At 42.0% G+C, this 20,226-nt stretch carries 20 protein-coding genes; 11 read left to right on the forward strand and 9 right to left on the reverse strand.

Translation table 11 applies throughout. The features are described 5' to 3' along the window. The first annotated feature begins 96 nt into the window (after positions 1–96). From BGP15_RS09950 to BGP15_RS09965, 4 genes are all read left to right on the forward strand, one after another. Positions 97–1,896 carry a chloride channel protein gene (locus BGP15_RS09950; RefSeq protein ID WP_286769409.1) on the forward strand — a complete coding sequence of 600 codons (1,800 nt, stop codon included), beginning with the start codon at positions 97–99 and terminating at the stop codon, positions 1,894–1,896. Between the two features lie 381 nt (positions 1,897–2,277). Beyond that, complete coding sequence (gene msrB, locus BGP15_RS27070) at positions 2,278–3,276, forward strand: peptide-methionine (R)-S-oxide reductase MsrB (protein ID WP_286769410.1); 999 nt, start codon at positions 2,278–2,280, stop codon at positions 3,274–3,276. A 245-nt stretch (positions 3,277–3,521) separates the two neighbouring features. After that, complete coding sequence (locus tag BGP15_RS09960; protein ID WP_088161365.1) at positions 3,522–4,247, forward strand: ferritin-like domain-containing protein; 726 nt, start codon at positions 3,522–3,524, stop codon at positions 4,245–4,247. A 20-nt stretch (positions 4,248–4,267) separates the two neighbouring features. After that, positions 4,268–5,101 (forward strand): ferritin-like domain-containing protein, encoded by an 834-nt coding sequence (locus BGP15_RS09965; RefSeq protein WP_286769411.1) that lies wholly within the window; start codon positions 4,268–4,270, stop codon positions 5,099–5,101. A 108-nt stretch (positions 5,102–5,209) separates the two neighbouring features. On the opposite strand, the gene BGP15_RS09970 is transcribed toward BGP15_RS09965, so the two are convergent. The 4 genes from BGP15_RS09970 to BGP15_RS09985 form a co-directional block, all read right to left on the reverse strand. Continuing rightward, positions 5,210–6,061, reverse strand: a complete 852-nt coding sequence (locus BGP15_RS09970) for an anti-sigma factor (RefSeq protein ID WP_088161364.1) — start codon at positions 6,059–6,061, stop codon at positions 5,210–5,212. Between the two features lie 2 nt (positions 6,062–6,063). After that, positions 6,064–6,630 carry an RNA polymerase sigma factor gene (locus BGP15_RS09975; protein ID WP_286769412.1) on the reverse strand — a complete coding sequence of 189 codons (567 nt, stop codon included), beginning with the start codon at positions 6,628–6,630 and terminating at the stop codon, positions 6,064–6,066. A gap of 126 nt (positions 6,631–6,756) precedes the next feature. Beyond that, positions 6,757–7,950 (reverse strand): DUF1501 domain-containing protein, encoded by a 1,194-nt coding sequence (locus BGP15_RS09980; RefSeq protein WP_286769413.1) that lies wholly within the window; start codon positions 7,948–7,950, stop codon positions 6,757–6,759. A gap of 16 nt (positions 7,951–7,966) precedes the next feature. Then, positions 7,967–9,340 (reverse strand): DUF1800 domain-containing protein, encoded by a 1,374-nt coding sequence (locus BGP15_RS09985; protein WP_286769414.1) that lies wholly within the window; start codon positions 9,338–9,340, stop codon positions 7,967–7,969. Positions 9,341–9,819: 479 nt separating this feature from the next. Between BGP15_RS09985 and BGP15_RS09990 the strand changes: the two genes are divergently transcribed. Continuing rightward, on the forward strand, positions 9,820–10,860 hold the full coding sequence (locus BGP15_RS09990) for a linear amide C-N hydrolase (protein ID WP_286769415.1): 1,041 nt from the start codon (positions 9,820–9,822) through the stop codon (positions 10,858–10,860). Between the two features lie 241 nt (positions 10,861–11,101). On the opposite strand, the gene BGP15_RS09995 is transcribed toward BGP15_RS09990, so the two are convergent. After that, positions 11,102–11,224 carry a hypothetical protein gene (locus tag BGP15_RS09995; protein ID WP_286769416.1) on the reverse strand — a complete coding sequence of 41 codons (123 nt, stop codon included), beginning with the start codon at positions 11,222–11,224 and terminating at the stop codon, positions 11,102–11,104. A gap of 134 nt (positions 11,225–11,358) precedes the next feature. On the opposite strand from BGP15_RS09995, the gene BGP15_RS10000 reads away from it, so the two are divergent. The 6 genes from BGP15_RS10000 (at position 11,359) to BGP15_RS10025 (ending at position 14,998) form a co-directional block, all read left to right on the forward strand. Continuing rightward, positions 11,359–12,459: a S41 family peptidase gene (locus tag BGP15_RS10000; RefSeq protein WP_286769417.1), complete on the forward strand. Its 1,101-nt coding sequence runs from the start codon at positions 11,359–11,361 to the stop codon at positions 12,457–12,459. 201 nt (positions 12,460–12,660) lie between these two features. Further along, the gene (locus tag BGP15_RS10005) at positions 12,661–12,912 is read left to right on the forward strand and encodes a hypothetical protein (RefSeq protein WP_286769418.1); all 252 of its coding nucleotides are present in this window, start codon (positions 12,661–12,663) and stop codon (positions 12,910–12,912) included. 669 nt (positions 12,913–13,581) lie between these two features. Then, positions 13,582–13,773 carry a cold-shock protein gene (locus tag BGP15_RS10010; protein WP_070566563.1) on the forward strand — a complete coding sequence of 64 codons (192 nt, stop codon included), beginning with the start codon at positions 13,582–13,584 and terminating at the stop codon, positions 13,771–13,773. Positions 13,774–14,016: 243 nt separating this feature from the next. Continuing rightward, positions 14,017–14,151: a hypothetical protein gene (locus tag BGP15_RS10015; protein ID WP_256603326.1), complete on the forward strand. Its 135-nt coding sequence runs from the start codon at positions 14,017–14,019 to the stop codon at positions 14,149–14,151. Beyond that, complete coding sequence (locus tag BGP15_RS10020) at positions 14,141–14,374, forward strand: response regulator (RefSeq protein ID WP_112374621.1); 234 nt, start codon at positions 14,141–14,143, stop codon at positions 14,372–14,374. The genes BGP15_RS10015 and BGP15_RS10020 overlap by 11 nt, the downstream gene beginning before the upstream one ends. 168 nt (positions 14,375–14,542) lie before the next feature. Further along, positions 14,543–14,998, forward strand: coding sequence for a P-loop NTPase family protein (locus tag BGP15_RS10025; protein WP_286769419.1), 456 nt, complete (start codon positions 14,543–14,545; stop codon positions 14,996–14,998). Positions 14,999–15,121: 123 nt separating this feature from the next. Here the strand turns inward: BGP15_RS10025 and BGP15_RS10030 are convergent, their stop codons facing one another. The 4 genes from BGP15_RS10030 to BGP15_RS10045 form a co-directional block, all read right to left on the reverse strand. Next, positions 15,122–16,663, reverse strand: coding sequence for a carbohydrate-binding domain-containing protein (locus BGP15_RS10030; RefSeq protein WP_286769420.1), 1,542 nt, complete (start codon positions 16,661–16,663; stop codon positions 15,122–15,124). A gap of 131 nt (positions 16,664–16,794) precedes the next feature. After that, a complete protein-coding gene (locus BGP15_RS10035) occupies positions 16,795–17,910 on the reverse strand; it encodes a glycoside hydrolase family 26 protein (RefSeq protein ID WP_286769421.1) in 1,116 nt (371 codons plus the stop codon). Beyond that, positions 17,907–19,043, reverse strand: coding sequence for a glycoside hydrolase family 26 protein (locus tag BGP15_RS10040; RefSeq protein ID WP_286769422.1), 1,137 nt, complete (start codon positions 19,041–19,043; stop codon positions 17,907–17,909). The genes BGP15_RS10035 and BGP15_RS10040 overlap by 4 nt, the downstream gene beginning before the upstream one ends. Beyond that, a complete protein-coding gene (locus BGP15_RS10045) occupies positions 19,040–20,206 on the reverse strand; it encodes an AGE family epimerase/isomerase (RefSeq protein ID WP_204991190.1) in 1,167 nt (388 codons plus the stop codon). The genes BGP15_RS10040 and BGP15_RS10045 overlap by 4 nt, the downstream gene beginning before the upstream one ends. Between the last annotated feature and the right edge of the window lie 20 nt (positions 20,207–20,226).

The raw sequence follows: 20,226 nt of genomic DNA on the forward strand, positions 1-20,226 counted from the left end.
ACTATAAGACGATACAAACTATTTGCTTCCAATAATGACTATATTGGCGCACGCTACTTCAGCTGTCCGTAAGTTAGTGTGCTGAATATTTCAAAAATGGCAAATTTTAAAAAGACCTTCTATAAAAAAATAGACCATATCAACCAATGGCGTATGAGAAAAGTTTCTAATCGGAACTTTATCATCATCTTGGCCTTTTTGGTAGGTATTGTTGGCGGACTCATGGCATCCGTTTTAAAAAGACTGACTCATTTTATTGCGACCAGTATTCAGAACGATATTGACTGGAAATTAAAGTATTCTTTGTATCTGGTTTTTCCGTTGATCGGTATTCTGCTGAGTGTATTATTTGTCCGAAAATTTATCAAAGGCAAAAAGATAGAACATGGCATAACACCCATTATCTACGCTATCAGCCGAAAAGGAAGCCGACTGGATCCCAGTAATATTTATTCACAGGTGGTGACTTCAGCAATCACTGTCGGATTTGGAGGTTCCTGTGGTTTGGAGGCTCCCGTTGCCTTGGGCGGATCTTCTATTGGTTCAAACATTGCGCGTTTTTTTGGATTACAATATAAAGAAGTGACCATGCTACTGGCCTGCGGCGCAGCTGCAGGTATTGCTGGCGCATTTAATAGTCCTTTGGCAGGAATGATCTTTGCCATTGAAATTCTGCTACCCGAATTTTCCATCCCTGTGTTTATTCCACTGCTAATTTCCTCTGCAATGGCATCGGTGGTTTCGCGGCTGCTCTACAGTGAACCCCTATTTACGAACTTTAATTCCTACTGGCAGGTATCCGCCTTATTCTTCTACCTGCTAATGGCTGTACTGATAGGCTTATACACCGTATATTTTGCGCGCGTATCTATCGTTGTCAACCAATGGTTTCGGAAAATCAAAAACCCTTATAACAAGGTATGGGTGAGCGGTGTTGCGCTGGGTCTTATGATCCTGGTATTTCCTGCGCTATACGGCGAGGGCTATCTGACCATACAGCAAATTTTGAATGGGCAGTTCAACGCAATTGTCAAGAATAGTTTATTCTCCGAATACCACAATATGGGTTTCGTAGTATTCGGTTATACCCTATTGACGCTCTTCGGAAAATCATTTGCCGCACTTTTTACCCTGAATGGTGGTGGCAATGGTGGCGTATTCGGCCCAAGTCTGGTTATGGGTGGACTAATGGGCTTTGCATTTTCTTATGGAATCAATCTGACAGGGTTTGCAGAGCTGAACGTTCCTAATTTTGTCGTAGCTGGCATGGCCGGTGCCCTGAGCGGCATCATGCATGCACCTTTAACCGGCATGTTCCTTATTGCAGAGGTGACCGGAGGCTATACATTGATGGTTCCTTTGATGCTTGTATGTTCAATATCTTACCTTATCAATAGAACAGTGCTCAAACATTCGATCTATACCAAAGTGCTCGCAGAATCGGGAGACCTAATATCTTATGAAGATAAAGACCGTTCCGTATTAAGCATGATGCGCATCAAATACGTTCTGGAAACCAACTTTGTGATTTTACGTCCCGATGAAACCCCTAAATCTAGGCAGCACGATATTATTCATAGCAAACGAAATATATTTCCTATTGTGAGCCATGATGGCAAATTCATCGGGCTGGTCAACAGCGAATATCTATTCTCGATTCTACTTGGCGAATTGGAAGGACTGGAAAGTACCTTTGAAAAACTCGCCCAGAAACCCAATGATATTGTGCTGATAAATGAAAATATGGAATCCGTGATGAACAAAATGAATAAAGAAGATACCTGGATCCTACCTGTGCTCGGACTTGAGAATAAGTATATGGGTTTTGTGTCAAAATCAAGTGTGTTTAATAAATATCGGGCATTGCTAATCCGCCAGGGGCATTATCTCGAATAGGAAACAATAAACATCCATTTAAGTTTAAAAATGGGAAGCACTATCCGTCAACTTTTAGCAACTCAACTATAGATTTCTATCGGTAACTGTATCGTATTGTCTGCTTCAGGTAAAAAAAGTACCATCATCCTAAAACGCTCTATCGATCTTTATGGAATTTCATAACTAGATATATCTTACCAATAACGAAGCAAAGAATCCCAATTTTTAAATTGATTAAAACCGATCTGGATCTTTACATCGTATATTAAAAAACAAGAATGGAGAAACGCTATGAAACAGGTATTTTTATTATTATTACTAGGATTAGGCTTATTTATGCTCAGCAAATTTGGTTTTTCACAGAAAACTAATGATTCCAAAACAATTAAAAAACAAGCTATGAACCCTACTGGTGAGAACGAGCAGGTTATTTATTTTGCAGGGGGATGTTTTTGGGGTACGGAGCATTTTTTTAAGCAGGTTCGCGGGGTGACCGCTACCGAAGTTGGTTATGCCAATGGCAATCTAAAAAACCCAAGCTATGAGCAGGTTTCCACAGGAAAAACAGGCTTTGCGGAGACTGTCAAAGTCACTTACGATCCACAAGTCGTTGACTTAAAGCTGCTCGTAGATTTATTCCTAAAGACTATTGACCCGACCTCGCTCAATAAGCAAGGAAACGATATCGGAACACAATATCGTACCGGCATATACTATACAAGCGATTCAGCCGTTCCGGTTATCAAGGAAAGCCTTGCCGAACTGGCCAAAAAATATCCGGCAAAAATAGTTGTTGAACTGGAACCCTTACAAAATTACTACGACGCTGAGACATACCATCAAAAATATCTCGACAAAAACCCAGGTGGCTACTGCCATATTGATCCGGAATTATTCGAGTTGGCACGAAAAGCCAATCCTTCTCCCGCCAAAGATTCATCCGCGCAGCAAGCTTATAAAAGGAAAGACCAAAGCACATTAAAAAAAGAACTTACACCACTGCAATATGATGTAACGCAGCATCAGGCAACCGAGCGTGCATTCGATAATGCATACAATGATGAGTTCAGAGATGGCATTTATGTAGATATTACTACCGGTGAACCACTATTTGTCTCGACCGACAAGTTTGAATCAGGTTGTGGATGGCCCAGCTTTTTCAAACCGATCAATCCAGACTTAGTCGAAGAATTAGCGGATAATTCTCACGGCATGCGCCGCACGGAAGTACGTAGCAAAACTGGCGACGCTCACCTAGGACATGTCTTCGATGACGGCCCTGCTGACAAAGGCGGGCTACGCTATTGCATCAATAGTGCATCTCTCCAATTTGTGCCTAAAGAAGAAATGAAAGCCAAGGGTTATGCAAAATACTTGCCCTTGCTAGCCAAGAAGTAAATGGTATAGCATAAATAGCTCTTAGCGAAAAACTGATGCAAGTCTGCATCAGTTTTTTTGTGCGCTGCTATCCCGAGAAGTACCGTAATAAGCGATCCGCTTACATGTAAAACGATCGTTATTTACAACAGCTAAAACCTACATCAAAAAAAAATTAAAAAAAATAGAATTATTAAATCCAAGCTATCCAAAAAGTCGTAAATGGTTATAAGTACAGAAAATTATAAAACTTAAAGACTTTTGTTATGGAAAAGACAACAAAGCCCCACAATGATTCGCTATTTCATTCCAATAGCGAAATTGAAAAAAGGGATCTTCGCAGAAGGGATTTCCTAAAATTTGCAGGCGCTAGTGCTGCATCATTAGCCATCCTGGGTATGTCCAGTTGTAAAAAAGATCATGATGACGGTATGGATAATGGTGGTAAGGGTCTATATTTTGGTAGTGGCGATATTGCTATTCTCAACTACGCATACGCGCTCGAACAGCTTGAAGCCGCCTTTTACATTCAATTGGTCAATAACCCCTACACGGGAATGACCGATATGGAAAAGGCATTCTTTACAGATATCCGTGATCATGAGATTGCCCATCGCGAATTTTTTAAAGTTGCACTGGGTGCCAAAGCAATCTCCAGCCTTGATTTAAATCTTTCGGGTATTAATTTCAGTAGTCGGGAAAATGTCCTGGCAACGGCCAAAACATTTGAGGATCTGGGCGTTTCAGCATATAACGGTGCAGGATGGCTTATTAAAGATCCTAATTACCTGTTATTGGCAGGCAAGATCGTTTCGGTTGAAGCGCGGCATGCTGCTTGGGTACGTGACATGATAGACAATGGCAGTTTTGCCAATATGGAAGTTGTGGATTCCAATGGTCTTGATGTTGCAAAAAGCCCTAGTGTCGTACTGAGTGCTGCAGCACCGTTTATCAAATCGAAAATCGATGTATCGGATCTACCCACTTATTAATCACCCAAAACTCAATTATCATGAATCTTTTAAACGTTTTTGAACAAATAAATGCTGTAGATCCTGAGTTCAGCGATCGCATCAGCCCACGTCGCGAAGCAATTAAAAATCTAGCTTCCATGAGTAAAAAAGTAACGCTGGCAGCACTACCCTTTTTCGTTAGTGAACTTTTCAAAAAAGCTTATGGTGCCACAGCTCCAACGGACGTAAATGGTGTCCTAAATTATGCATTGACCCTCGAATATTTAGAAGCAGAATATTATACCATGGGAGTTGCCAAAGCTGGACTTATCCCCTCGGGCAAACCGCTTGGAGCCATTACCACCATACGGGATCATGAGGTAGCTCACGTGAATTTTCTGAAACAAGTATTGGGCAGTAAGGCTGTTTCAAAGCCGACATTTGATTTCACCGCTGGCGGCACATTTGGAAATGTCTTTAGCGATTATGATACATTTTTAGCGGTTGCTCAGGCATTTGAAGATACCGGAGTGCGCGCATATAAGGGACAGGCAGGCATCTTGCTTGGCAACCGCGTTGTTCTTACTGCTGCATTACAGATCCACTCTGTCGAAGCTAGGCATGCCTCCCATATCCGGCAGATGCACCGCGCACGCGGCGGTGGTGCCGCAAATCAAAAGCCTTGGATTACGGGAGCCAACGATACGGGTATCGGTGCCGTCGTAGATCCTATTTATGCAGGTGAAGATAATGTAAAGCAAGCAGGCGTTGACATAACTTCGCTGTCTGGCTCGATGGGGAAAATCTCAACTAGTGCAGCAACACAATCTTTTGATGAGCCATTAACCGCAGAAGCTGTACTTAATATTGCAGGTTTATTTATCAAAGCTTAACAAAAGTCTTAATCTACCTGTGAAAACGGCCCCGGTTTGGTTTACAAATTGGGGCTTTTTCGTGCTATTAAATCCTGACCGACAGTAAAAAATTTAAGAGAATAAGGGCTAAATATTTCCCATCACGCAGAGCTCTGTTAGCGTAGGACTAGGTTTTCCACCTTCATCCTCCAACGTAATGGCGAAGGCCTGTGCTTTGGCAACATCAAGCATTTTACTGGCCATCTGATTGCTGGCAGCCACCGGAAATACACCAGCACTGACCGGCTGTCCGTCTACCATGGCCCAGAGCTGATACTGTTTACCCTTGGGAGGAACGGGCATATGCTCAAGACTCAAGTAAACTGCTTTAGAATGCTGGTCCCAGTAAACTAGTGCGTGCAAATCTGGTTTGGTCTCAACCCCTTTTAAAGAAATCGTTTTAATGGCCGGGTTCTGAATGAGTGCCCATTTGTCCTGCAATACAGCTAAGGTAGTTTGCTTCGAATTTAGTTGTGTATTCGTTTGAGCAAGCATCTGTCTATCCTGTTGTTGCTGCTGATAAAAGAATAGATTTGCACCAGCACTAAGCGCAAGCAAAACACTTGCTGCGATTGCCCACCCATAAGATCTTAGCGATACGATCTGAGCCGTCTGCTCTTCAGTGCTGGAATTTTTTAGTGACTTATCATATTCATCCGATGAAGTAATCAGCGTGGGAGGAAGATCTGCTGAATCATTCTTCGCAACGAGGTTTTCATCTTCAAGCCTAGCCCAGATCTTTACCTTCAGGGAAATAGGCATTGCCACCGCTTGGATCTCAGCCAAGTTCTCGAGCATTTTTTCAGCTTCGATTACTGCTTCATCCACTGCGGAATTATTTTTACGAATACAGTTCAGGATACTGACTTCCTCTTCGGAAGCGAGTCCTAACACATACGATTCAATAATCCCAGATGATATGTAAGCTTCGATATCCAAAATTAACGATATTCTTTTAATAAATTTTTTAAATGTAAAAACGCAGCTTTAGTCCGTGTTTTTATGGTCCCCAAAGGAATATCGAGCTGTTGTGCGATTTCCTGTTGGGTATATCCTTCATAGTAGGCCATTTCAATCAAAATACGGCATTCGGGCTTTAAGTTATCTAAAACATTTTTAAATCCAATAAAATCTGCCCGTGCATTCCGTTCATTCTGACTTCGATCTAGCTCCTCTTCTCTATTTACGATATTGGAGAGCGGTTGGTTTTTCAATTCATTCTTTGCACGCTTAGATTTCTGGTAGTCCAGAGCGGCGTTACGCGCAATATTGATCATCCATGTATATAACCTTCCCTTCTCTGCATCGAAATGATCAACATGTTTCCAGATCTTAACAAAAACATCCTGAATAACTTCCTCTGCGTGCTCAACAGAAGTTACAATCCGGCAAACTACGCCATACAAGGCGTCCGCATAGTTATCGTAGAGATAGCTAAAGGCCTGCTGGTTCTTTTTCTTAAGCAAAAGAATCAATGTTTCTTCCGAAAGGTTGTGTAATGGACTCAAATTTTAAGTTTATAGCACTAATATCTCTAATAAATCCTGTAAATCAAAGCCCATCACACAATTCAGGCATAAAACTATTTATCGAAAAAAAAAGCGTATAAATACCTACTCATAAGAAGGTGTTTTTTAAATAAAATCATAAATCCCATTTTTCCAACCCAATATTTTGGCTGAATCTGCATCGAGCCATTTTTTCAATAGTGTAGCATATACTTTTCGAAAATCTTCCGTATACTGGAGATCCCCCTCATTGAGCTGGGTCAGGTCGGGCAGCGCGTTGAGCAGGCCCTGTTTTTTCAAGCCTCCGGATAGAAAAAAAAGTTGGTTGGCCGTACCATGGTCCGTGCCATTGCTGGCATTTTGGGCCACCCTGCGACCAAACTCCGAAAAGGTCATCAGCATGACATGCTGAAAAAGGCTATTTTTCTTGAGGTCGTCCACAAACGCCTCCACGGCATCGTTGATGGTGTGGAATAAGCTCTCCTGCCGCTGCTGCTGATTGATATGCGTATCAAAACTACCGATCTGCAGATAATATACCTGTGTATTGATATCTGATTTAATCAACGAGGATATCGTCTTCAGATCCTTTCCAAGCACCGAATCGGGGTACGCTGCTGCGGTCTTCCTGGCTTTACTCTGTTCAAAAATATAGTCGGCATTATTGATCGTATCGCCCAGTGTCTGATACAGATAGGCGACTGTCTCCTCATCATGCTGATGCTGATGTTCCTGATAGAGTGCATTAAAGTACTCTTCACGGCTGGTCTGATAAAGCTTCTTGGGGTCTTTAAACGCAAACGCTTTTTTCTGTTTTCCCTTGAGGGCAAGGCTCAGCATATCATTCACTTCGAGCGCCTGCGTCGGATGACCGCAGTCGTAACAGGCCTGGTCGAGGTAGCGACCTATCCAGCCGCTCTCCAGATACTCGTCGCTTCGGCTCGCACTATGCCATATATCCATGCTGCGGAAATGCGATTTATTGGGATCAGGATAGCCGACATTGTTGAGTACGGCCAGTTCGCCACGATCATAAAGTGTCTTGAAAAAAGGTAAAGCCGGATGAATACCTGCTTCATCTGTGAGCGTTAGTGCATTATCGACCGCAATCGTCTGCCTTTCCCGAAAATAGATATCATTGCGCATCGGAACAATGGTATTCAGCCCATCATTGCCGCCACTAAGCTGCAAGATGACCAACACCTTTTGCCCCCTTTCCAGCGCTTCGGGCAAAGACATGGCTTTTAAGAAATTGGGCAGCAGCAGTGATGCTGTTGCAAGTGAACCTGCTTTGAGAAATTGGCGTCTTTTGATGATCATGGCTTTCTTATTACGATTAACAGAGTTGATATTCGGGGATACTCATTACTTCAATAATAGTCCTACGGCGGCTTCCCCCAGCGTAGCTATCGCGCAGTGCCTTACCAAAGGAAGGTTGCTGCTGCAGCAGGAGCTCAAAGGGCTCCCGATCGGCAAATACAGCCTCGACCCCAGCCCAGTCAATGGAAATTTTTGGGTTTTTATAGGCTTTAGCCATGGCCCGCGACTGCTTCATCCCCATATCAAGGTCATCGTCATTCTGCGCGTCAAGATCCAGCGGCCGCAGGCCGGTCCATATCTGCGGTAGTTGCATCCGGAGCAATAAGGTAGAGCTGTCGATCCAGGCTTTTCCCGATGGCCATCCCGCTACATTCGGCGGATACAGGAGCATCTGTCCCAACAGCTTTTGATAAACAATCAGGTTTTCAGGAATCGCGATCTCCATGGGCAGCATACGCATAATACCAGCCATGAGTTCCACCGGTGACTTTATTTTGTTGCTCACATTTTTGGAGTCGTAAAACCAGGCTGCCGTAAATACACGGTCTAGCAACCGCCTGATATCATATCCTGAATCGAAGAAATCTTTACTCAGCGTGTCGACGATGTCCTGATCCACTTGTTCGTTGACCAGAAAACGGTAGAGCTTTTCGGTGATAAAACGGGCCGTAGCGGGCTGCTCCAAGATAATATCCAGGATAGCATTACCGTCGAAATTTCCGGTTTTCCCCAAAAATGTTTTGCTGCCGGAGTCATGAAACTTTTTACGCACCAAGAACTGGCCATCCTTATCGTATGACCAGCCCGTAAATGCACGCGCAGCTTCCTTCACATCCGATTCCGTATAGTTGCCACGCCCCATCGTAAAGAGTTCCATCACTTCCCGGGCAAAGTTTTCATTGGGATGGTCTTTTTTATTCTGCTGGTTGTTGAGGAAATTGAGCATAGCCGGAGCTTTGGAAACGGCGAACAGCAGATCCCGAAAATTTCCAAGCGCATTTTTTCTGATTTCGTTGAGGATATGGGCGCTAAAATTGGCGTTGATAACCCGGCTAGCAAAATGTCCGTGCCAAAAAAAGGCCATCTTCTCCCTGAGCTGATCTTCGCTATGCACCATTTCATTCAGGAAATTAAGGTTGATCTCAATATTACGCTTTCGATTGAGCTGTTGTACCTGCTTTTTGTCTGCTGCATTCAACTTGGAAAGCGCCGTGTAGTCGACGTTGGTCTGCTCCGTATTGAAACTGATGGGATGAAATTCATGTTCCTGAGCATATTGCTTCCAGAGGACTGCGGTAGACTGCTGTTCAAAAACGGTAATCTGCTGTAGGCTCATCCCAAATCCGGCGCGATTTGCCAAGTGCATATTTTTTTTAAAATCGGACATCATCGTGTTTCCATTTATACCTAAATAACGAATTATTTAACTATGTTAGCCTACAGGAAGATTCGATTTAACAAAAATTAAGCTAAATTAACAAAGTGACTACCAAGACAATACTTTTCAAACTTGTTTTCTATCCTTTTACGTGCCCACATTCAGGCCCAGCCAAATGACATAAATATACTTCAGCTGTAGCGGGCGAATAAAGGATTATATTTTCTTCGGCATGCCCTATTATCGTCGCGAATGGCAGCCAAGAGTACAATTACGAAGATTATTATTCTCCAGTGTTAATTTAATATTAAGCTACCCAAAATTTGACGCTTAGGACAAACAAAAGAGGGGAAAATTAGTTATTATGGCAATAATAATTATCCCAATTAACAGAAATAGACTTAAATAAGTTAAATGTAGCAGCAGGCGAATTGAGCTACGGGATTATAGACCAACATAGGAATACATTTTAATCATATAAATTTAAGAAAATGAAAAGAATCTTAATTGTTTTAGTACTGGTTTTTTGTTTTGTCTATCGCAAAACCGATGCATGCACACGCGTTGTATATAAAGGGCCCAATCAAACTGTCCTTACCGCCCGAAGTATGGACTGGCGGGATGAAATACCCGTTAATCTGTGGGTGTTTCCAAAAGGGATGAAACGAAATGGAGAAGTGGGTCCCCTTTCCGTCAAATGGACTTCAAAATATGGCAGTGTCATTGCGAGTGCCTGGGACATGGCCACTACAGATGGCTTGAATGAGGCTGGCCTTGTAGCCAATGTCCTTTGGCTAGCCGAATCCCAATATCCTAAATTCGATCCAAAAGGACAGAAGCCCGGATTGACCATTGCCGCTTGGGCACAGTATATATTAGATAACTATGCTTCGGTAGCAGAGGCCGTAGATGCTCTTAAAAGCGAACCTTTCGTCTTAGTCAGCGACTATATCCCGGGTACACAACGGTTTACGACACTCCATTTATCATTATCCGATAAATCTGGCGACAACGCCATATTTGAATACATCAACGGAAAGCTTGTGATACACCACGACCCGAAATACGTCGTGATGACAAACTCGCCGATCTTTGAAGAGCAGCTGGCACTCAATAATTATTGGCGGGGAATTCCAGGTACTATCATGTTGCCTGGTACCAACCGTGCGGCAGACCGATTTGTGCGTGCTTCCTTTTATATTGATGCAATTCCACAGACCGATGACGTGAGGAAATCCGTTGCAAGTGTGTTTAGCGTAATTCGCAACTGTTCTGTTCCTTATGGAATTTCCTCCAAGGAAGAACCCAATATCTCGACGACACGTTGGCGTTCTGTAGCAGATCATAAAGATTTGGTTTACTATTTTGAAACAGTAACCACTCCGGGTACCTTTTGGATCAATCTAAAAGATCTGGATCTGAGCGAAAAAGGTCAGGTTCTTAAACTTGATGTGGAACAAAACAAAAACTATACTGGATTGAGCAATGAACACCTAAAAAAAGTACAACCTTTTAAATTTATGGGGTTGTGATCGATATGATATAAGCAATTGCTGTTTCATTGATGTTGTCGTATTACTATCTCAATGAAACAGCACATTTGCGAACAGCTACATGGAATCCAACAAATTAGTGCTCCAGTTCTTTCAGGTATTCGATCATGGCATCGAGGCTCTGCAGTAGCTTCTCACCTTCAAATCCCACCCTTTCGAAAACGGATGTTCCCCTTTTTGTCCAGGATCAATGTTGTCGTTTTCCAAGCTCTGTTAACTTTCAATCTGTACATGACCCTACCATCCCATGTAAATAATGGATGGATTCGGGTGCACTTAGTACTCCTGTATAACAGTGGTGTTCATTAAATGGTGTCTGCCCCGAGTAATTCAGTTTATCCATTAGGATCAGATTTTAAGTAAATGTAGCTAAAAAATGGGGCCTTGACATCCTGAATAATCTTTTGTTCGGTTACGAGGGTATTTTCCATTTTTAGTCTATATTTGTGCAATCGACAATTATTAACAATTTTGATTATGCACCTGAACACACGCGTCCTATTTTTATGGCTATTGCTAAGTTTACCTATCCTAAATTTCGCTCAAAACTGCAATTGTGAATCCAATTTTTTGTGGGTAAAAAAAACGTTTGAAAAGAATGATGCCGGTTTCCAATACATCATCAGCAAGAAGGGCAAGGATGCCTATGAATTGCACAATAAAATGTATCTCGAAAAAGTTAAACACTTGCCCAATAATCAGGAATGCGCTACATTACTCAATCAATGGATCCGTTTCTTTCGTAATGGACATATCGGCGTAAATTATATTGGAAAAACAAAGAAAGGCGAAAAGGTTACCGAACAAAATAAGCAGCCTATTGAAAAGGACCTAAATCCATTAAACTCCACAAAGCCATTATTCGAAAAAATAAATGAAAACACGGTTTACCTCCGAATTCCTGATTTTGAAATATCCGAAAAAAAAGCAATTGACAGCCTTATATTGGCCAACCGAGCAACCATCTTATCGACCGAAAATTTTATTATTGACGTTAGAAATAATCCAGGCGGAAGTGATGCGAGTTATAGTAGCCTTATCCCCTTCTTATACACGCAGCCGATTAGAACCGTAGGTGCATTATTTTATTCGACAGATTTAAATAATCAACGCATGTTGGAGCTGAGTCAAAACCCCGATTTTGACGAGGAGTCTAAAAAGACGTTCAAAAACTACTACGAAAAATTGCAGGCCAATAAAGGTGAGTATGTCGATTTATTCAATAAAAAAGTAAACATAACCAAGATGGATACCATTCAGCCTTATCCCAAAAACATAGGGATCGTTATCAATGAAAATAACGGCAGCACGACAGAGCAATTTCTATTGACCGCCATGCAAAGTAAAAAGGTAAAATTGTACGGTAGAACAACCAAAGGAATGCTTGATATCTCTAATGTAAATATCGTTACATCACCCTGTGGCGATATTGAACTGTACTATGGATTATCTAAAAGTTATCGTATTCCAGACTTCCCTGTAGACGACATCGGATTACAACCTGACGTATTTATTGATAAAACCATTGATCCTTTGAATTGGCTAAATTTTGTGCGCGACCATCTCAATGGAAAATAAGAATAAGATAAAAAGTTTAGTTACATTTATTTTTTTTTGCAATCTGCATCACAGCGGATATTCCCGGCTCTAAACTTTTAAATTTTAGCGCCGGATCCATAAAAGAAGCTACATTTCTATTAAAATTGTCCGCAAGTGGACCAGGTTATCATTTAAACTTAGTACATCATCTTTCGTTTTTTTTTCGTATATTATCTCACTATGAAAATAGTAGACATCACAAAAGACACTTTAATCAGTGCTCAGAAAGAAGGATTTACCGTATTAATCACCAAATTTAATTCAGATCCGTTAAACCCAACCTGGATTGTCGACAAGGTTGAAAACGACAAAATAGAGGCGAGCAAAAAAGCACTGAGCGAAAACTACCAGCTATGCTATTCCCTTAAAGAAGCTATTCTGACGATTGATAATCGTCCCTTTATCGGAAAATTACAGTTAAGCCATTCATAGCGTTTGATCAAGGTATAATCCCATGCGCAATCAATAGCATGCATTGTTTCAAAATACCTTTGAGCTAACGTATAACAAAGCAGGATAAAAATAAAAACATGCGTAAGAATTATTAATGCATGATATTTTTTTTAACCTAGCGGACCAAACTATCCTTAAGTTTGGTCCGCTTCCTATTTCTGCATTTCCAACTCATTCAATCGCCTAGTGGCCTGATTCAACCTTAAAATCTAAAACTACGCTTAGAACGTTTTCTCTATTAAATCATGGCGATCATCAAGTTCAAATGGCTCTGCCAGAAAAGCATCTGCTTCGCACTCGGCGGCAACTCTTTCCCCTCTAGCGCTTACTGACATTGGCAGAAGAAAATAAAAAACTTTGTTTTTCAATAATTTATAACTACATTTGAATAATAATCAGGCTTCTGCCATTACTTCTTCTGACACTTTTGAGTTTACTCATTCTTCTCAGTCTTCGTTTTTCCAGCTGCTATTTTGTTATCAACATATAAAGTCAATTGCCTTTTTCAGATTGATAGTATCAATACGAAAAATTGCAAACTTCATTTTTTGTTGACAGATCGATTTATCCTTTACTAACGCGTATGGTTAAAGGAAAGGTATGCTGCAAAAGCGTTCTAATAAATACATAATTTAATACATATATACAATACAACAAGGAACAGTAAAATTCTTTAATGACACCAAAGGTTTTGGTTTTATTACACCAACAGATGGCGGTCAAGATGTTTTCGTACACTCGTCAGGTTTAATCAATCATGTACGTGAAAACGATACTGTAACATTCGATCTAGAAAACGGTAAAAAGGGCATTAACGCAGTTAATGTGCGAATAGCATAATTAATTAAGTAGGAAGTTTAAAAACTTCTTTAAGTTAAGTTCAGCAGATAACATTCATGTTATCTGTTTTTTTTTGTTAAAAAATTAGCCAAAAACGACGACGTAATCCCCCTAATAGCCTACATTGCTATCAGCTCACTGATAGCCTTACTTTTGTTCTGTTTCTCCGAACTGAAAATTGCGCGTTCCCCTGTTTTTTGTATCCGCTTTTTTCCTATATTTACGCGATAAATTTCAATAGAAATGACGAAAAAGAAGGCTATAGTTATTCAAGATAATGAAGATATCTTGAATATCATGGATGAGGTCTTAGTTGATGAGGGTTTTGATGTGATTCCATCGCTTACGACTGAACCAATAGAAGAGCTTGCTTATTGATCCCGACATTCTTATAGTGGATGACCATATTAAAGGAAGTAAAAAAGGATCCGAGGTGATCAAGGAACTCAAAGCTGATCCAGATACCGAAGAGCTTCCATCTGTCCTGACATCGACAGCCAGCGATATTGCAAAAACCGCCGCCGAATGTAAAGCCGACGACTTTATTGAAAAACCCTTTGATTTAGATCATATGGTCGATGTGGTTAAAAGAAATAGTTAAAACAGCATAAAATATACCTTACCTACGGAGCGCTATAAAAGGGACTATACTTGAAACGCAAGTCACATTATACATGCCCGACAAAATAATCTCAAGAATATTTCTCTCCAGATCGCCAAGAAAAAGATCACTGTTTTTACAGGAGTCTCCGGATCGGGCAAGTCGTCTTTGGTCTTTGAAACCATAGTTGCTGAAGCCCAAAGGCAGTTCAGCGAAACAAAGGGCAGTTTTATCCGAAACCGGCTGCAGCACATCGGCGTTCCGGATGTGGACAAAATCGACAACCTGAATGTCCCTATTATTATCAATCAAAAAAGATTGGGCGGTAATGCACGCTCGACTGTAGGAACGGCTACCGACATATATGCTTCCTTGCGCCTGCTTTTCTCGCGCATGGGAACACCCTTTGTAGGCTATTCAAGTGCTTTTTCATTCAATAATCCTTTGGGCATGTGCAAGGCATGTGAAGGACTGGGCATTGTGCAGACCATTGATGTGGATAGCCTTATCGACAAACAAAAATCGTTAAATGTGGTGTTCACAGGTACCGTTGCCGATTTGCTCAAAGATACTGTCTCGCGAACGGCGGCCTGTTTACGGCAACATATCCATTCCGAAAAATGATTTTATACGTAAAAGCCGGGTAAAATAGGAATAAGTTCGTCGCTTCTGAGACCATAAAAATATGGATCAGCTCCATGGCCGTTTTGCCCGTTTCCTGCTTCAGCAGGTCACTTTAATTCCTTTCTATCTTCCACCACCCGGTCCTAGGTTTCCTCCTAAATTACTGACCATAGCTGATAATGTAAACGATGAGAGAACCGTTGGATTGCTAAATGTTCCACTTAAGTATAGTCCGTTAAACGCATTGGCTTCCGCAACTGAAGATACATTTACGAGCTTGTAGGATGCACCTACTGAAAAGCTAGCATTGGAGATCAGTAATGTTGAAAAAGAAACAGGCGATTTAAATGTCAGGACCTCATTGTTGTCCTTGTCAAGAACACTATAGATCTGACTAGCTTGACCGCCACTTAAAATTGCCGAGGGCTGTGTAGAAACACTTGCAGTTGGAGAACTTGTGGCTCCTCCCACGCCGACCATAAGCCCTCCGGTAATCTTAAAGGTGTTGTTATCACAATCGAACCCTTCTTCTGGACTCTTTGCACCGATAGCAAAAATATGCCCTCCAGTAATAGTCATCGTTCCATTGGAATCTATACCATCGTTTGTGGTACTATAGGCTACGATTGTTCCTCCATTAATATAAATTGCTTTCCCGGCGTTGATCGCATCATCAATAGCTTTGATGTAAATTTCACCATTATTGATGCTAAGGGTCGCCTTGCTCTCAATTCCCTCCCCACCTGATCCAGTGGTTTCGATATTTATTTTTCCGCCATTTATAATCACATCGGGTATTATAGTTTCGTCCCCATCCTCATAGGACGCAACAATACCATCGTCAGCAACTTTTAAGGTAATTTCCCCTCCATTGACAATAATCCGACCTTTTTCAGCTTCAATACCATCAGAATTTGCCACGATATTTAATTTCCCGCCATCAATATAAATACCGTCGTTACTGTGTAAGCCATCCGAAATAGCATCGGAAACTTGGATCGTACCCTCCACAACGCGTATATAATCATCACTGGCTATGGCGTGCTTCGTTTTGCCAGAAATAGTTAATGTGCCGGTCCCAGAAAATATCAATTGCCCTTCACTAAAAATTGTGCCTTTTTGATCTTCAGCAGATGTTGCATAGCTAGCTGCATCTGTAAGTTTGTTTTCCGTCCCGTCGGCAAGTATGATAAATGCCCTCTTTCCAGACTGAATATTGATTGCAGGGCCGTCGTTATTTGTAATAGAGACCGCATTTAAGATAACCTTGAATTTCTTATCCGAATAGATCTTGAATGATCCACTTGTTGTTGAGCCTGTTAACTCATAGGCAACACCGCTTGCAGAAGAGTTTACAACGACATCAGCTCCAGTTTGAGTGACTGTAACCCCGGAAGCTGGATTTTCAATAGTGGCCGAATTGCCATCGTAGTTTATTTTTACGGTACTGTTGAAAGTGGAGTTTGCTATAAGATCATCGTCGTCCGCTCCAGTCTCCTGGCTACCTTCAACCGCACCACTTTTTGAAATCGAGCTAATGTTTATCGCAGTACTGGTTTCGATAACCTCCCCTGACTCTGATTCTGTTTTTTCATCTTTTGAACATGCAGCTATGGAAACTCCCACAATCAGTACCATTCCATAAAATATGACTTTCCTTAACATAAGTTTACCTTTTATTGTTTCAAAGCTAACAACAACAAGTGTTAATGAATATTAAGGAGTGTAAATTAGATTAAAATTATGTTAATTAAATACTAAATTAACATATACAACTGAATGTACACCTCTTGGCATTAAAACAATACCGCGGATTTCTTGGTAAATTTCTTTAAATCCCCAGCAGCAGGGTGACCTTTGAAGGGCACATAATAGTGATTTGGTTTATCCTTTTCATAAGCATTCCGCCAGAATAATATCCAGGCCAAGCCCTTATCTTTGACCAAAGGGTAAACCACCTGGGTAAAATAAGTCGGATCTTTGACACCTTCGAGCCCCGTTTCTCCGATTGTCGGAATTTTCCCGGATCTGGCGGCATAGTCCGTTACAATGGCAATATTTTTTGCCATAGCAATTTTGTATTTTTCAATATCTTTGGGCGTACCATCTCCGGGTACATAACAGTCAAATGCGACCAGGTCCACATAAGCATCGCCGGGATACCGTGCTAAGAACTCAGCTTCATTTTCGGTTTCAGATGGCGAATAACAGTAAAGAAGGTGATGGATACCGTGTTTCTGCTGAAAGTAATCGACGGTCATTTTCCAGAGCGCCTTATATTCCTCGGGTGTACACTGTTTAGCCCCCCACCAAAACCAAGATCCGGTATGTTCGTGATAAGGTCTCAGCACGACCGGAATTAAAGTCCCTTGATTATCCTTTAGACTTAACAAAAACTCCGCGGTCCGGTCTAACCATTTTAAGTATTTTATGTGGTTGCTTCCTGCCGGAAGAATGGAGCGAACGACAGTGTCCTGCGCACAATCCCAGGCGTTTTTGCCTGACACGATGTTATTGGCATGCCAGCTCAAGCTCGTTATACCGCCACGTTTTTGCGTATCTACGATGTAGCGGCGCATGTCATCAAAATACACGGAATCTAAATTGTACGGTTTGCCAAGTTCAATATCCCCTATTTCCCAGCCAATGACAGTGGGGTGCTTACCAGCCACATCCTTCAGATCACTGCGCCCTTTCACTTTATACCAGCCATGGCCATAGGCCAGCGCATCCTGATGTCCTACAGAAATCCCTTTTGCACGCCTTGAATTGATTGTTTGATACAGATCTTTAGTTTCTTCGGTCGCATGAAGGTCTGCCGGCTGTTGCCCCCGGAGGCTGAATACAGCTACGGTAAATATACCACATAGGATTAGCTGTCCAAGATATCTTTTTATTTTAGTCTTTCTCATTTTGCTGCTGCATTATAAATAAGTTTATTGTTGTTTAAAAGAATGATATCCGCTGACTGGCAAAATTTCTTAAAATCTGCTGCTGCCGGATGATCTTTGGTAGGTACATAATAATGAGTCGGAATATCGTCTGCGTTTCGCCAGAGCATGCAATAAGCCAGTGGCCATTTTGCCAATATCGGTTGTAAAATCTGTGTAAACCAGTTTGGATCGGTAATCCGTTCGAGCCCCGTTTCGGTCAATGCCGCAATCTTACTTTTTTCCTGGGCTATAGCCGAAACAATTCCCATCTTGAACGCTGCTGCTGCTGGATCATTTGCACCATCGGGGCGAAAATCCCAATAATTGTCCATACCTAAAATATCGACATAATCATCGCCCGGAAATTGCGCAAGATATTCCGTCCGGTCCCGAAACTTACAGTCCGGAGAGAATGCAAAGAGCAACTGGTGTATGCCCAGATCTTGCCGAAGATAATTAACTGTATAGCGCCATAAATGAATAAATTCCGCCGGAGTGGCATGCCCCTTCCCCCACCAGAACCAATCACCATCGAACTCATGAAAAGGTCTGAAAATAATCGGAATAGCCTCGCCCCTCGATCCTTTACATTGCGCTAAGAAAGCACCTATTCGACGTAGGTAAGACTGATAGGCAGCATTTGACCTGCCTCCGGGTAAAATTTCTCTCACCGCGAGCTGTGGGTTATTTTTCCATTCATAGGAGCCACCGTTTACAGGATTTGACATGTGCCAGGAGAACGTAATAATTCCCCCCCTACGATACATGTCCTTGACCACATTGACCAGTCTTTTGGTTTCACTTTCCCGATAGACCTTGTCCTCATGAGTCAACGGCTGAAAATCGAGGCCCAGCACTACTGGGTGACTTCCTGTCACTTCTTTTATATCACTACGGTCTGGCTCTCCCTTCCAATGCCTTCCATAGCAAAGCGCATCCTGCTGGCCTAAAAGAACCTTTCCTTGCGATTGGACTGATTTTAAGTATTTGTACAATGCGACAGTTTCGCTAGTGGCCATACGGTCAATAGGGACATTGGTCTGCGCCGAAAGACTATAGTTCAAGAGCATTGCTACCAAGACCAAGTAGAAAACAACGTTATTGTTCATCATTTTATTCCAAAATTTTCGATCATTTCCAGACACATGCGTCCATTATGATAAGGGCACTTCCAGAAGCCTGCCTTATCTTCAGCTCTATTTACTTCCCCGTTCTCAAGCCTGCTCCAATACCACTCGCCCTCCTCGCTATCAATTAGATTCGACCGGATATAGGCCCATATACCTTCTGCCTTTTCCTGATAGAGCTTGTCATTCAGCAGCTTCCCTAGGTATGAAAATCCGAGCACAGCTTCGGCCTGTACCCACCAATGGCGTTCGCGGTCCCAATGTGCATTGTTTCTTTCATAAGCGAGACTACCATCGGGCAAGATCCCTTCCAATGCTGCATGAGCAATATGAGGAATGACAGTTTTCACTTTTTCCTCCAGATCCGGATCACCCAGTACTTTGACCGCCTCCAAGAGTAGCCAGGCAGCTTCAATATCATGTCCAAAGGATTGCATCTGACCTTTTACCTGCCATTTTGCATCAAAGAAAAGCTGCAGGTGTCCGGTAGCCTTACTATATATACGTTCCAGGAATAAGGATATCAAATCAGTATGTGCCTTTACCAAATCTGCATCGATCCATACCCGAAGAAGGTTGGTATAAGGTTCTAAAATATGCAGGTGCGTATTCATGGTTTTAGCTTCGTTTTCATCTTTCTCGCTGAGACGCATATCGGCAATAGGCTGCCAATCCTCGGTAAATGCCTCCCAGTAACCACCCAATTCATCGTCTTTACAGCGTTCGATCTGATAAAATTGTTTCTTTGCATAGTCCAGGGCTTCAGTACAGCCCGTTGCACGGTAATATTCCGAAAACGCATAGAGCGCAAACCCTTGTGCATACGTCTGTTTTTTGCGGTTTACGGGGCGGCCTCGGAAATCAAGTTCCCAAAATACTCCGCCATATTCTTTATCCATAAAGTAGTCCCTGAGGTACAGGTATGCGCGTTCTGCGATCTGCCGGTAGGCACTGTGGCCCAGCACACGGTAGGACGCAGCAAATGTCCACAGGATCCGGGCATGCATGACGACGCCTTTGTTGGCCATCCTATCCAGTACATTGTCACCGTCGATACGGCCATAAAAACCACCATGCTCCGTATCAACCATTTTATCCATCCAATACGGAAGGATATTATTTTCAATTTCTTCTTTAAATCCTTTCATTGCTTTTCTTCATTACACTT

The organism is Sphingobacterium sp. 40-24, assembly GCF_001899705.1.
GTDB lineage: Bacteria > Bacteroidota > Bacteroidia > Sphingobacteriales > Sphingobacteriaceae > Sphingobacterium > Sphingobacterium multivorum.

What these genes read in the sequence shown, in the direction of transcription:
- BGP15_RS10040 (WP_286769422.1), bottom strand. Translation starts at nt 19,043, where the DNA reads ATGATGAACAATAACGTTGTTTTCTACTTGGTCTTGGTAGCAATGCTC.
- BGP15_RS10035 (WP_286769421.1), bottom strand. Translation starts at nt 17,910, where the DNA reads ATGAGAAAGACTAAAATAAAAAGATATCTTGGACAGCTAATCCTATGT.
- BGP15_RS10015 (WP_256603326.1), top strand. Translation starts at nt 14,017, where the DNA reads ATGACGAAAAAGAAGGCTATAGTTATTCAAGATAATGAAGATATCTTG.
- BGP15_RS09965 (WP_286769411.1), top strand. Translation starts at nt 4,268, where the DNA reads ATGAATCTTTTAAACGTTTTTGAACAAATAAATGCTGTAGATCCTGAG.
- BGP15_RS10030 (WP_286769420.1), bottom strand. Translation starts at nt 16,663, where the DNA reads ATGTTAAGGAAAGTCATATTTTATGGAATGGTACTGATTGTGGGAGTT.
- msrB (WP_286769410.1), top strand. Translation starts at nt 2,278, where the DNA reads ATGAACCCTACTGGTGAGAACGAGCAGGTTATTTATTTTGCAGGGGGA.
- BGP15_RS10045 (WP_204991190.1), bottom strand. Translation starts at nt 20,206, where the DNA reads ATGAAAGGATTTAAAGAAGAAATTGAAAATAATATCCTTCCGTATTGG.
- BGP15_RS09960 (WP_088161365.1), top strand. Translation starts at nt 3,522, where the DNA reads ATGGAAAAGACAACAAAGCCCCACAATGATTCGCTATTTCATTCCAAT.
- BGP15_RS09995 (WP_286769416.1), bottom strand. Translation starts at nt 11,224, where the DNA reads ATGGATAAACTGAATTACTCGGGGCAGACACCATTTAATGAACACCAC.
- BGP15_RS10005 (WP_286769418.1), top strand. Translation starts at nt 12,661, where the DNA reads ATGAAAATAGTAGACATCACAAAAGACACTTTAATCAGTGCTCAGAAA.
- BGP15_RS10000 (WP_286769417.1), top strand. Translation starts at nt 11,359, where the DNA reads ATGCACCTGAACACACGCGTCCTATTTTTATGGCTATTGCTAAGTTTA.
- BGP15_RS09980 (WP_286769413.1), bottom strand. Translation starts at nt 7,950, where the DNA reads ATGATCATCAAAAGACGCCAATTTCTCAAAGCAGGTTCACTTGCAACA.
- BGP15_RS09950 (WP_286769409.1), top strand. Translation starts at nt 97, where the DNA reads ATGGCAAATTTTAAAAAGACCTTCTATAAAAAAATAGACCATATCAAC.
- BGP15_RS09990 (WP_286769415.1), top strand. Translation starts at nt 9,820, where the DNA reads ATGAAAAGAATCTTAATTGTTTTAGTACTGGTTTTTTGTTTTGTCTAT.
- BGP15_RS09985 (WP_286769414.1), bottom strand. Translation starts at nt 9,340, where the DNA reads ATGATGTCCGATTTTAAAAAAAATATGCACTTGGCAAATCGCGCCGGA.